The organism is Planotetraspora kaengkrachanensis, assembly GCF_016862895.1.
Classification (GTDB): domain Bacteria; phylum Actinomycetota; class Actinomycetes; order Streptosporangiales; family Streptosporangiaceae; genus Planotetraspora; species Planotetraspora kaengkrachanensis.
Genome location: NZ_BONV01000006.1, coordinates 256,286 through 268,948 on the forward strand (window position 1 = coordinate 256,286; position 12,663 = coordinate 268,948).

Here is a 12,663-nt window from a genome sequence, read left to right on the forward strand (position 1 = left end):
GTCCTCAGTTCCGGGCCGCCGCGGAGGTGACGGTGGCCTCCATGACCCGGTCGAACCCGACGTGACGCCGGGGCCCGGTCATCGTGACGGAGACGGTCTCGCGGATGTCGGCGCTCGACGCTCCGATCCGCAGCTCCACCACGCCCGGGTCGACCTGCCGCCGCCCGGCCGCGCCGGTGTAGGAGGTCTGGTCGGCGTGCAGGGAGATCGTGACCTCCCGCGTCTCGCCAGGCTCCAGGTCGACCCGGGGCGCGGTCAGCAACGACTGCACCGGACGGGCGACCTCCGCCACCGGGTCGTGCAAGTAGACCTGCACGACCTCCGAAACCGGGCCGGCGGCTTCGTTGCTGAGCGTCACCCGCACGTCGAAGGTGCCGTCGGTCGGCCACGTCTCCGCCGGACCGGCGGAGACGGCCTTCCACGTGATCGGGGTGTAGGACAGCCCGTGGCCGAACGGGAACAGCGCGGTGGGATCCACCGAGCTCACCTCGCTGCGCCGGGCGAGCGGCGCGGCCAGGTAGGTGGAGGGCTGGGTGGCGCCGTCGCCGGGGAAGCTCACCGGGAGCCGGCCGGCCGGGTCCGCCCGGCCGGACAGGACGTCCGCCAGGGCGCGCGCGCCCTCCTCGCCGGGGAAGAACCCGCACACGACTGCCGCGAGGCGCTCGACCTGCCGGGCCAGTTCGTACGGCCGGCCGACCAGGAGGACCAGCACCACGGGCGTACCCGTGGCCAGGACGGCCTCGAGCAGCTCCTCCTGCCGTCCGGGAAGGCGCAGGCTCTCGGTGTCGCAGCCCTCTCCTGAGGTGCCCCGGCCGAACAGGCCCGCCTGGTCGCCGAGCACTGCCACGCACACGTCCGCTTCCGCGGCCGCCGCGACGGCCGCCGCGATCCCCTCGTCGTCGCCGCCGAGGACCGGCACCCCCTGCGCGTAACGCACGTCGTAACCCGCGGGATCGGCGCGCAGCGCCTCGACCAGCGTCGGCACCTCGAGGCCGACGGGCACGTCAGGATGGTGCACGCCGACATGCATCGGGAACGAGTAGCAGCCCATCATGGCCTGCGGGGTGTCGGCGCGCGGCCCGACCACGGCCAGGCGCAGCCTCGGCGCCAGAGGCAACGTGCCGGTGTTGCGGAGCAGGACCACCGAGCGGCGGGCCAGCTCTCCGGCCAGGGCCCGCTGCTCGTCGCCGTCGAGCACAGCGTCGCCCGTCCCGCTGTCCTCCTCGCGGAGGACGGAGGGCTCGGGGTCCCAGCCTTCGTCGAGCAGGCCCAGCCGGCACTTCTGCAGCAGCACGCGCCGCAGCGCGCGGTCGACGAGGGCCGGGTCGACCTCGCCGCGCTCGATCGCCTCGATCAGCGGCGGGCCGAAGGTGTTCACCGTGGGCAGTTCGACGTCGATCCCCGCCGTCAGCGCGAGCCTGGCCGCGTCGCCGGGCGACTCCGCCACGTTGTGCAGGGTCTGCAGGAAGGCGACGGAGAAGTAGTCGGCGACGACGGTCCCGGTGAAGCCGTAGGTGTCGCGCAGCAGGTCGGTGAGCAGGCCGGGGTCGGCCGCGACCGGGACCCCGTCGATGTCGGCGTAGGAGTTCATCACCGAGTCGGCCCCGGCCCGCAGCGCCATCTCGAACGGCGGCAGCAGCACGTCGGCGATCTCACGGCGGCCGGCCGACACCGGCGCGAGGTTGCGGCCCGCCTTGGACGCGGAGTAGCCGACGAAATGCTTCAGGGTGGCGACGACGCCCGCGGACTGCACGCCGCGGATGTAGGCGCTCCCGATCGTGCCGACGAGGACGGGATCCTCGCCGATGGTCTCCTCGACGCGCCCCCACCGCAGGTCGCGGGCCACGTCCAGCACCGGGGCGAGCCCCTGGTGAACGCCGAGGCGCCGCATGGTCGCGCCGATCTGCGCCCCCATCCGCTCCACGAGGTCCGGGTCGAAGCTGGCTCCCCAGCACAGCGGCGACGGGTAGACGGTGGCCTTCCACGCGGCCAGCCCGGTCAGGATCTCCTCGTGCACGAGTGCCGGGATCTCCCAGCGTCCCGCCGCCGTGATCGACCGCTGCGCGTTCGCGAGCGTGGCCGCCCCCGTGAGGACGCCGACGGGCGTCGTGCCGAACGGCCGGGTCAACTGGCCGATGCCCTGCTTCACCAGCTCGTCCCACCCGACGGGCAGCGACGTGAACTCGTGCTGGTGCGGAGCCATCTCGCCGTCTTCGTCCTTGATCCCCACCCAGACGCCGTACAGCTGCGCGACCTTCTCGGCCACGCTCATCCGCGCCATCAGGGCCTCGACCCGCTCCTCGTCGGGGACCGCGGCGTCCTTCCACACCTTCGGCGAGGGTTCAGTGCTCAGAGCCACGCTGTTCTCCGTTTGGTCGTGTGAGTCGCTCGTACGGCCGGCCGTCGTCGGCATCAGTCCAGCCACCCGCCGTACGCAGGGGTGCACTGGTCGAGCTCGTCCCACAGCTCCGGAGGGATCGGGGTGGTGGCGAGCTCGAGGGTGGTGGAGATCCGGGCGGGCTCGGAGATCCCGACGATGGTCGACGTCACCCGCGGGTCCCTCAGTGAGAACTGCAGCGCGGCGGCGGCGAGCGGAACGCCGTGGGCGTCGCAGGCCCGGCGCATCGCCCGGACCGCCTCCCTGACCGACTCGTCGGTGTCCCGGTAGGCGTAGCGGGGCTGCGCGTCGGGGCCCTTGACGAGCATCCCCCCGCCGTACGGCGCGCCGTTGACGAAGGCGACCCCTCGCCGGGCGGCGTCGTCGATCAGCGGATCGGCCTCGCGGTTCACCAGGGTCCACCGGTTGTGGTTGATCACGGCCTCGAACACGCCGGTGCCGACGAACCTGCGCATCAGCTCCACCGGGCCGCCGGCGATCCCGAGGTGGCCCACCACGCCGGCGTCGCGCAGCGCCACGAGCGCCTCGACCGCGCCGCCGGGTGCCATGGCCTGCTCGAACGTGACGTGGAACTCCGGGTCGTGCAGGTACATCATCGGCACGTGGTCGAGGCCCAGCCGTTCCAGGCTCTCCTCGACCGAGCGGCGTACCCGTTCGCCGGAGAAGTCGCCGGAGTCGGGGTCGGCGTCGGCCTTGGTGGCCAGTACGAACCCGTCGGGCAGGCCACGACGGCGCAGCACGGCGCCGATGCGCTGCTCGGCGGTGCCTGCGCCGTAGTTGTTGGAGGTGTCGAGGAAGTTGAAGGGGCCGTCGAGCACGGCCTCGACCGTGGCCTCGGCCCGCTCCTGGTCGACCGCGTACCCGTAGAGCGCGGGCATGCTCGCAAGGGGGCTCGTCCCGATGCAGATGGGAGTCACGGTGAGACCGGTGCGGCCGAACGCGCGCCGCTCCGCCGGGTCGGGAAGTTCGTACGCGGCGGTGCGCCGGTCGTCGGTCAGGTCATCGGCCATGTCAGATCACGAATTCGGTCGTGCGGCGGCCACGGCACCCGGGCTCGGCCCGGAAGATCATGCCGGCCATGGGCTGACGCCGCAGGTCGTCGGGGGAGAGTTCCTCGGTGGAGGTGCTGATGATGAGCTGGTCCAGCTCCGGACCGGCGAAGCAGCACGACGTCACCTGCGAGACGGGCAGGGTGATCGTGCGGTCCAGGCGGCCGTCGGGCCCGAACCGGCGGACGCACGAACCTCCCCAGAAGGCCACCCATACGGCGCCTTCCGCGTCGACGGTCAGCCCGTCGGGCATCCCGGCCGCGGCGGAGGTGTCGGCGAACACGCGCCGGTTCGACAGCGCGCCTGTCGCCACGTCGTAGTCGAAGACGTCGACGCGGCGCAGGGGAGTGTCCACGAAGTAGCACAGGGTCCCGTCCGGCGACCAGTCGACGCCGTTGCTGATCGTGACGTCGGTCAGCACCGTGTGCAGGGAGCGGTCGGCGTCGAGGCGGTACAGGCACGCCGCCCCGGGCTCCTGGTCGTAGGCCATGCTGCCGGCGAAGTACCGGCCCGCGGGATCGACGCCGGCGTCGTTCATCCGGATGTGCGGCCGTCCGGCCAGCGGGGCGGCGAGCCGTTCTGTGAGCCCGTCCCTGGAGGCCAGAGCGACGCCCTCGCCGTCCGCGACGACGACGGTCGCCGGGTCCGTCGTGGGGTGGACGGCGGTGACCGGCGCCGGCAGGTCGAACCACCTGACGTCGCCGGTGTCGACGTCCGCGTCGAACACCCGGCCGCGGGGGATGTCGACGAACCGCACCCGCCCGAGGATGGCGTCCCACACCACGCCCTCGCAGTGGACGCCGGAGACGTCCAGCCACGGCCGCGCCGCCGGATCGCCCTCCGCCGGCCCGGCCGGCGCCGGTGCCGTCACGGGGCCAGCGGCGCCAGCGCCGCAGCGGCGAGCCGGTGGCCCTCGACGAGCCGCGCCAGCACCGCGTCGGTCGCGGCGTCCGGGCGGGTCTCCTCGGGATGGCCCGCACGCCAGGCGGACAGCCGGCGGGCGCCCTCCGACCAGGTGACCGTCGGCCGGAACGACGGGACGAACCGCCTGATCTTGGCGTTGTCGAAGACCGCGCTGTGCTGCAGGTCGCCGACGATCAGATCCGACCAGAACCAGTCCGGGGCCACGACCGGCAGGAACTCCGAGGGCAGGTGCACGAGCCTCGCCTGGGTTCCGGCCGTGCGGCCGATGATGTCGTAGATCTCGTTCCAGGTCAGCGCCTCGTCGGAGGTGATGTGGAAGTCCTCGCCCACGGCCTGCCAGTTGCCGATCAGCCCGACGAGGCCGACGGCGAGGTCACCGGCGTGCGTGAGGGTCCACAGGCTCGTGCCGTCGCCGGGGACGACCAGTTCGTCGCCGCGCACGATCCGGTCCCACGCCGTCCAGTCGCCGGGAAGCGGGGGATGGGCGTCGTCGTAGGTGTGCGAGGGCCGCACGATCGTGACGGGGAACTCGCGCTCCTCGTACGCGTGGTGCAGGACGTCCTCGGCGGCGATCTTCTCTCTGGCGTAGGCCAGGTAGGGGTTGCGCCGGGTGGTCGACTCGACGAACGGCACCTGCCGCACCGGCTTGTGGTAGATCGACGCGCTGCTGATGTGGATGTACTGGCTCGTCCGGCCTTCGAACAGCTCCACGGCCGCCGAGGCGTCCTTGGAGCCGAAGCCGAGGAAGTTGACCACGCAGTCGAACGACGTCCCGTCCAGGGCCCGCCGCATCGACTCCGCGTCCTGGACGTCGCCTTCGATGGTGGTGACCCCCGCCGGGACCGGCCGCCGGCCGGCGGTGCGGCCGCGGTTCAGGACGTGCACGTCCTGGCCCTGGCGGACCGACTCCGCGACACAGGACGAGCTGATCGTGCCGGTGCCGCCGATGTAGAGAACCTTCACTGCAGGACTCCGGATCTTGGATTCAGGGATGGGCGGGATGCGGTCAGCTGCGGGACTTGCCGGCGTACCAGTCCTCGAAGCCGTTCTCCACGACGCTGATGAGCAGGTCGTCGGGCCGGATGCCGATCTCCTCCAGCCGCTTGGCGATCTGGTCGAACGTCGCGTATTTGGTGGTCACGTCGTACATGTGCACCATCAGGATCTGGATGCTGATCAGCTGCCGCCGGTCGACGCCGTTGTAACCCGGGTCGAAGACGATCTCTCCGGGCTCGTGGGTGCGGAAGATCTGGAACTTGTCGGTCGGGTCCATGCCGAGGCCGTCGACCAGAGCCTGGTGGATCCCGTTGCTGATCTGCTCGCCCAGCCGTTCGGCCAGGGAACGGTCGAGGTCGATCTGCACAAGAGGCAAGAGGGGTTCCTTTCAACGCCGGGCCGTCGACCGGATGTCCGGGCGCCGCGGCGGGTCATGCAGGTAGTCAGGAAGCCGAAAACTTTCGAAAGAAGTGTGAAACTTAAGGTCCGCAGTCACAACGTAGAACGGTCGGTTGAGGAACGTCAAGGGTCGGACGGCCGACGGAGTGCCGACCCCGTGACATCGTCGCCCGTCAGAGCGCCTGTCGTGTGATCATTCGCGCTCCGCGGTACCGGACGCGACCCGTGCGGCCACGGGCGGTCGGCCACGTCGGCGTAGAGCTCACACCAACGATACCGTCCGATTGTTTTGCCTGGTGGGGCGACTGATCGTGGCGCTCGGGCCGCTCGGGCCCGAGGCGGCGGCGGGCTCGTTCGCGGAGGGGTGAGGGGGTCGCGGCGCTCGGCGGAAGAGGAGCGAACCGCGGCGACGACCCCGCAACAACTTTCCATAAAGTTTCCCATCGCCTGCGGTCACGGGCCCGTCGCCTGCCGGGGCCTGCGCCCCGGCAGGCGATGTCGGCGTCGGCGCCGTCAGGCCCGGCGACGCGCGGCCCGCGCGGGCGCCTTCAACGGCGCGGTGCTGTCCCTGGTCACCAGGCTCGTGGACAGCTCGAGACGGAGAGGCTGCTCACCGGGGGTGTGCGTGGTCTCCAGCACGTTGCGGATGGCCAGCACCGCCATCTGGGCGAGTGGCTGCCGGATCGTGGTCAGCCGGGGGAACATCCACTCGCAGACCTCGGTGTCGTCGAACCCGACGACGCTGAGATCGTCGGGGATGCGCAGACCTCTGGAACGGGCGGCGTCGTACACGCCGGCCGCCTGCTGGTCGGAGCCGGCGAAGACGGCCGTGGGCGGTTCCGGCAGGTCGAGCAGCTCGAGCGCGGCCCGCCTGCCGCCCTCGGCGTAGAAGTCGCCCTGCCGTACCAGGCTCTCGTCGAGGGGCAGGCCCGCCCGGCCGTGCGCGGCCCGGTAGCCGTCGAGGCGTTCCAGGCCGCACCGCACGTCCGGAGGCCCGGTGATCATTCCGATCCGGCGATGGCCGAGTTCGGCGAGGTGCTCGGTGGCGGCGAACCCGCCGGCCCAGTTGGTGGCGCCGATGGTCGGAACGTCGCGGTCGTACCCGCCGACCTGGTCGATGACGACGAAGGGGGTGTCGATCGGGCGCAGCGTGTCCGGGCTGACCTGCCGGGTGTTGGAGACGACCAGCACCACCCCGTCGGTGGGCCGGGAGGCGATGGTCTTGAGCCATTCGCGCGGCTGGGCCTGCCGGTCGTGCGTCACGGTCAGGACCAGGCTGGCCCCCAGCCGGTAGGCCTCCTGCTCGGCGCCTCGCAGCAGCTCGCAGGCCCAGGCCGTGTCCAGCTCGGTGATCACGAAGTCGACCAGGCCGACCTTTCCCGTCTCCGCCCTGGCCCTGCGCTGGTATCCCGTCGCGATCAACGCGTCCTGGACCCGCCGGCGGGTCTCGGGGCCCACGGCCTCCCGGCCGTTGAGCACCTTGCTCACCGTCGGCGCGGACACGCCCGCCTCGCGTGCGACCATCGCGATCGTCACCCGGTCGGCGTCGGCGTTCCGGGAGCTTCCCGATGCCCGCTTCTGCGTCCTCGTCTCCTGCTCGGTCGCCACGACACCTCTCACGCGCTGAGCCAGTGCTGTCGAAAGTTTCTATCACGGTAGCACCGCTGGTGACGGGCCTCAGAGCATGCGACGGGTAAGCTGCTCACGGCATGAATACCTAAATGTCCGAATTGGGCCCCGACGTGGCCCGGCGACACGCTCCGGCATCGGCCCGCGCGGCGTTCTGGATCCGCTACGCGACCGAGTGGTCTGACGATGACCTGCGGATAACACACCGACGATCTCGGGGAACCGTCCGCGTGGATACCTGGGCGCCGTCACGCGGGGGTCGCGTGACCCGCTCCCCGTAACTGAACGGAAACAAATTCGGCCGAAGTTATTGACACTGTCGCCGGGCCGGTGTTTTTCTCTCACCAGAAGACTTTCCGAAACTTTCGGTTCCGTGAGCAGTGCAGCTCCACCGACCGGTGACCCCGGCCGGGAGAGTGCGCACGCCCTGTCCCGCGACCCCGTGCCGACGTCCGTGTCGCCGCGTGCGAGCGGGACCCCCGTGCTCATGCGGTGAGCACAGGCCGTCGCGGCCGCCCCCACGCAGCGGAGGACGGCGCGACGTCGACACGACCAGTGCGTGCGAGTCACGTGCAAGGAGAGATCACATGCTGGGATCCTCGCGAATCTGGAAGCGCCGCCTCCCCGGAGCCGCGGCCGTGTTCACGGCCGCGGCGCTGGCGCTCGCCGGATGCGCCGGCGGAGGCACGGCCGAGACCACGGACAAGGGTTCGGCCGACTCGGGCTCGATCACCTGGTGGGGGTGGACACCCGACTCCGCCCCCGCCGAGGCGTACATCAAGGCGTTCAACCAGGTCTACCCGAACATCAAGGTCACCTATAAGAAGCTGACCATCGACGGCTACGACGCCGCGATCCGTCCGGCCCTCGCCTCCTCGGTCGGCCCGGACGTCTTCGACGTCGCCCCCGGCGCCGCCAACGGCTCGGTCGACATCTACGGCGTCAACGCCGTCGACCTCACCCCCGCGGTGGAGAAGGCGCTCGGCGCCGACTGGAAGTCGAAGCTGGCCCCCATCGGCGTCTCCAGCCTGACCGCCGACGGCAAGCTCGCCGGGTTGTCCATCGGGTCGAACTACGCCGGATCGGTCTGGGTCAACCAGGACCTGTTCGACAAGTACAGCCTCAAGCCGCCGACGAACTACGACGAGTGGAAGCAGGTCTGCGCGGCCTTCAAGAGCCACGGCGTCAAGTGCTTCGTGCAGGGCGCCGCACAGACCGCGTTCAACGAGGACACCCTCCAGGCGATCAGCAACAACATCAAGCCGGGCGTGTGGGCCCAGGCCCTGGACAAGAAGGTCCCGTGGACCGACCCGACGATCGTCCAGGCGCTGACCATCTGGAAGAAGCTGTTCGACGACGGGATCATGCAGGAGGGCGCGCTGGGCGTGCAGCAGTACCCGGACGCCAACAACGACTTCATGTCGGGCAAGGCCGCGATGGTCATGATGGGCACCTGGTACATGCAGTACTCCACCGTCGACGGCAGCACGGCCGCCATCTCGGGCGCGGGCGTCGGCGACCCCAAGCCGTTCACCCAGCTGCCGATCGCGTTCCCCGACGTGGCGGGCACCGGCAACGTCGGCTCGCTCTACGGTGACGCGGACTTCGGCCTCGCCGTCAACAAGAAGTCCAAGTCCATCGCCGCCGCCACCACCTTCGCCACCTGGCTGACGACGTCGCAGGCGGGTCAGCAGGCGGTGGCCGACATCCTCAACGACATCCCCGCCCTGATGAGCGTCCAGCCGAACTGGTCCTCGATCAAGCTGGTCAACGCCGAGAAGCAGCAGCCGGCGCTGGAGAAGCTGATCACCGACGCGGGCAAGTCGCCCGAGCCGCGCCTCGCGACGGTGAGCGCGGACCTGCAGACCGCCATCGGCGTGGCCTCGACCACCGTGGCCGCGGGACAGGCCACACCCGAGCAGGCCGCGGCCACGCTGCAGAGCTCCGCCGAGAAGATCAAGTAGAGCCGCAGGCGGCACGTCTCATCCCACACGCGCAGGGAGACTCATGACTTCCATCACCTCGCAGAAGACCGGGGCGCGCCGTCCATCGCACGCCCCTCTTCCGGACGGCTCCCGGAAGAGGGGCGGGAGGCCCTGGGGCCTGCCGTGGATCATGCCGGCGTTCGTCTTCGTGGTCGGTCTGCTCTACTACTGCATCATCGAGACCGGTTACCTCTCGACACTCGACTGGGACGGCACGAGCCCCACTCCCACCTCGGTCGGGTTGGGCAACTACAGCGAGATCCTGCAGGACCCGATCTTCTGGAAGGCCATCTGGCACACGGTGGTCTTCTTCGTCGTCACCTTCACGGTGCAGACCGCGATCGGGTTCGTGTTCGCCGCGCTGCTGCACTCGAAGGTGAAGCTGGGCGCCGTCTACAAGGTCCTCGTGTTCACGCCGGTGGTCCTCGCGCCGGCGACGATGGCGCCCGTGTTCCGGCAGATGTTCGCCGCGGACGGCCAGCTGAACTGGGCCCTGGACCACATCGGGCTCGGGTTCCTCGCCCAGCCCTGGCTGGCCCAGTCGAGCACCGCGATGCCGGTGATCATGTTCATCACGGTCTGGCAGTTCACCGGTCTCACGTTCGTGCTCTACTTCGCCGCCATGGGGCAGATCGACCCCGAGACGCTCGAGGCCGCGCGCACCGACGGGGCGAGCAACCTCCGCGTCCTGGTCAGCATCGTCTGGCCCGGCGTACGGGGGACCACGGTGGCCCTGGCGATGCTGGGCGTCATCGGGGCGTTGAAGACCTTCGACGTCCCGTACCTGGTCACCATCGGGGGCCCGAACTACAGCACCGAGTTCCTCGGGACCTACATCTACCGGATCAGCATCCCGTCGGCCCACGTCGGCTACGGGGCGGCCCTGTCGATCCTGCTGCTCATCCTGGCGTTGATCGGCGCGATCGCCGTCGCGGCCCGCGCCAACCGTAAGGACGGTGAATCCAGTGTTTGAGGCGCGCAGGCCGAGCACCAGGCTGCTGCTCCAGCTCCTCGTCACCCTGATGATCATCCCCTACCTGTTCCCCCTGGTGGTCATGATCCAGGGATCGCTGGCGGGCAAGGGGCTCGGCAACTACGAGGCGGTGTTCGCCGTCGGCACCGTGGGCACGTTCTTCAGGAACAGCGTCATCGTGTCGGTCTCGACGATCCTGATCGTCTACGTCCTCACCATGTTCGCGGCCTTCGGGTTCTCCAAGCTGCACATCCGCGGCAAGGAGGTGTACTTCTGGATGATCCTGGCCGCCCTCACCCTGCCCGAGGTCGTGCTGCTCACCCCGCTGTTCGCGACCACCCTCAGCATCGGCGTGTACGACACGTACTGGGCGGTGGTGCTGCCGCTCGCCGCGCTCCAGATCCCCTTCGCGGTCCTGCTGGCCAGGAAGTTCATCGACGGCGTCCCCGACTCGCTCTTCGACGCCGCACGGGTCGACGGCGCGAGCGTCTTCACCGCCTTCCGCTACATCGTCGTGCCGATGACGCGGCCGATCGCCGCGGCGATCGTCGTCCTGACGCTCATCGGCTCCTGGAACGACTACCTGCTGCCGCTGGTGCTCATCCAGGACCCCGCCAAGCAGACGATCACGCTGCTTCCGCAGTTCTTCGTCAGCCAGTTCAGCAACGACCAGACCAAGGTCCTGGCCAGTGCGGTGATCACCGCGATCCCGGAGATCGTGGCCTACCTCTGCCTGCAGCGCCTCTTCGAGCGAGGCCTGGCGGCCGGCGCGCTGAAGTAGGCGCCGCACACCACCGATTCCCCCTGTGTGATCCACGCTTTCAGATTTGAGGAACAGAGCACATGACGTCGGACAGCACGGCCTTCCTCCGTACGGCGGGCCGCGAATTCGTCGACCAGTCGGGCACGCCCGTGCGCCTGCGGGGTGTGGCCGTCGGCGGCTGGCTGAACATGGAGAACTTCATCACCGGTTACTCCGGCAACGAATCACTGATGCGCGGCACGGTCCGTGAGGTCCTCGGAGAGGAGAAGTACGAGCTGTTCTTCGAGCGGCTGCTGACCGCGTTCTTCGACGAGGACGACGCGAAGCTGCTGGCCGGTATGGGCATGAACTGCGTGCGACTGCCGGTCAACTACCGGCACTTCGAGGACGACGCGCGGCCGTTCGTGTTCAAGGAGGAGGGCTTCCGCCACCTCGACCGGGTGATCGAGGCCTGCGCGCGGCACGGGATCTACTCGGTGATCGACCTGCACGCTCTGCCGGGCTCGCAGAACCACCACTGGCACTCCGACAACCCCACGCACCGGCCCGCGTTCTTCGACCACCCGCACTTCCAGGACCGGGTGGTGGCGATCTGGGAGCGCATCGCCGAGCACTACAAGGACAACCCGTGGGTGGCGGGCTACAACCCGATCAACGAGCCGGCGGACGAGTCGCGCAAGGTGGTCGGGCCGTTCTACACCCGCCTGGTCGAGGCCATCCGCGCGATCGACGACCGCCACATCCTGTTCTTGGACGGCAACACGTACTCGACCGAGTTCGACGTCTTCGACGCCGAATGGGACAACACCGTCTACGTCTGCCACGACTACGCCGCCCCGGGCATGGGCAACGGCGGCGACTACCCGGGAGTGACCGACGGCAAGTACTACGACACGGCGGCTCTGGAGGCCAAGTACCTCCAGCGCACCGAGTACAGCCGGCGTACCGGGACGCCGATCTGGGTGGGGGAGTTCGCCCCGATCTACACCGGCGACGAGCGCAGGGACGCCATGCGTCGGCAGGTTCTGGCGGACCAGCTCGACATCTACCGGGGCGACGGGGCGAGCTGGTCGAGCTGGATGTACAAGGACCTCGGACGGCAGGGCGTGGCCATGGTCCGCCCCGACTCCCCGTACATGAAGCGCTTCGGCGACTTCGTGGCCAAGAAGAACCGGCTCGGCGCCGACAACTGGGGCAGCGACGGCAACGGGATCATCGAGGTGACCAAGCCGTTCCAGGAAATGATCGCCCGTGAGTTCCCCGACTTCGACCCGTACCCGTGGGGCAGGTTCGACTGGGTCCGCACGCTCATCCTCAACCTCACGGTCGCCCAGCCCCTGGCCTACGAATACGCCGAGCTGTTCCGCGGGCTGGATGATGACGAGCTGATCGCCCTGGCCGACTCGTTTGCGCTGCGGAACTGCGACATCCGCACGACCCTCGTCGAGCAGTTGCGCGCCGGCTGACGCCGCCGTCCTGACGGGCGTGCCGCGTTCGAGAATGAGTGGGGGCGGCCCCGGAAAACTTTCCGGAGCCGCCCCCACTCA

The 12,663-nt window shown here is 69.8% G+C and carries 10 protein-coding genes; 4 read left to right on the forward strand and 6 right to left on the reverse strand.

Translation table 11 applies throughout. The features are described from left to right. Positions 1 to 4: 4 nt before the first annotated feature. The 6 genes from Pka01_RS11000 to Pka01_RS11025 all read right to left on the reverse strand — a co-directional run bounded on the left by Pka01_RS11000 (position 5) and on the right by Pka01_RS11025 (position 7,374). Positions 5 to 2,359, reverse strand: a complete 2,355-nt coding sequence (locus tag Pka01_RS11000; protein WP_308442230.1) for a beta-xylosidase/alpha-l-arabinosidase — start codon at positions 2,357 to 2,359, stop codon at positions 5 to 7. A gap of 53 nt (positions 2,360 to 2,412) precedes the next feature. Further along, positions 2,413 to 3,408 (reverse strand): aldo/keto reductase, encoded by a 996-nt coding sequence (locus tag Pka01_RS11005; RefSeq protein ID WP_203882559.1) that lies wholly within the window; start codon positions 3,406 to 3,408, stop codon positions 2,413 to 2,415. Position 3,409: 1 nt separating this feature from the next. Further along, positions 3,410 to 4,318 (reverse strand): SMP-30/gluconolactonase/LRE family protein, encoded by a 909-nt coding sequence (locus tag Pka01_RS11010; RefSeq protein ID WP_203882560.1) that lies wholly within the window; start codon positions 4,316 to 4,318, stop codon positions 3,410 to 3,412. Then, on the reverse strand, positions 4,315 to 5,334 hold the full coding sequence (locus Pka01_RS11015; RefSeq protein WP_203882561.1) for an NAD-dependent epimerase/dehydratase family protein: 1,020 nt from the start codon (positions 5,332 to 5,334) through the stop codon (positions 4,315 to 4,317). Before Pka01_RS11015 ends, Pka01_RS11010 begins: the two co-directional genes overlap by 4 nt. Positions 5,335 to 5,377: 43 nt before the next feature. Beyond that, positions 5,378 to 5,734 carry a tautomerase family protein gene (locus Pka01_RS11020; RefSeq protein WP_239114895.1) on the reverse strand — a complete coding sequence of 119 codons (357 nt, stop codon included), beginning with the start codon at positions 5,732 to 5,734 and terminating at the stop codon, positions 5,378 to 5,380. A 545-nt stretch (positions 5,735 to 6,279) separates the two neighbouring features. After that, positions 6,280 to 7,374 carry a LacI family DNA-binding transcriptional regulator gene (locus Pka01_RS11025; protein WP_239114891.1) on the reverse strand — a complete coding sequence of 365 codons (1,095 nt, stop codon included), beginning with the start codon at positions 7,372 to 7,374 and terminating at the stop codon, positions 6,280 to 6,282. Between the two features lie 608 nt (positions 7,375 to 7,982). Here Pka01_RS11025 and Pka01_RS11030 point away from each other — a divergent pair. The 4 genes from Pka01_RS11030 (at position 7,983) to Pka01_RS11045 (ending at position 12,582) form a co-directional block, all read left to right on the forward strand. After that, positions 7,983 to 9,359, forward strand: coding sequence for an ABC transporter substrate-binding protein (locus Pka01_RS11030; RefSeq protein ID WP_203882563.1), 1,377 nt, complete (start codon positions 7,983 to 7,985; stop codon positions 9,357 to 9,359). Positions 9,360 to 9,402: 43 nt separating this feature from the next. Continuing rightward, positions 9,403 to 10,353: a carbohydrate ABC transporter permease gene (locus tag Pka01_RS11035; RefSeq protein WP_203882564.1), complete on the forward strand. Its 951-nt coding sequence runs from the start codon at positions 9,403 to 9,405 to the stop codon at positions 10,351 to 10,353. Continuing rightward, a complete protein-coding gene (locus Pka01_RS11040; RefSeq protein WP_203882565.1) occupies positions 10,337 to 11,134 on the forward strand; it encodes a carbohydrate ABC transporter permease in 798 nt (265 codons plus the stop codon). The genes Pka01_RS11035 and Pka01_RS11040 overlap by 17 nt, the downstream gene beginning before the upstream one ends. 62 nt (positions 11,135 to 11,196) lie before the next feature. Then, the gene (locus tag Pka01_RS11045; protein WP_203882566.1) at positions 11,197 to 12,582 is read left to right on the forward strand and encodes a glycoside hydrolase family 5 protein; all 1,386 of its coding nucleotides are present in this window, start codon (positions 11,197 to 11,199) and stop codon (positions 12,580 to 12,582) included. The last annotated feature ends 81 nt before the right edge of the window (positions 12,583 to 12,663 follow it).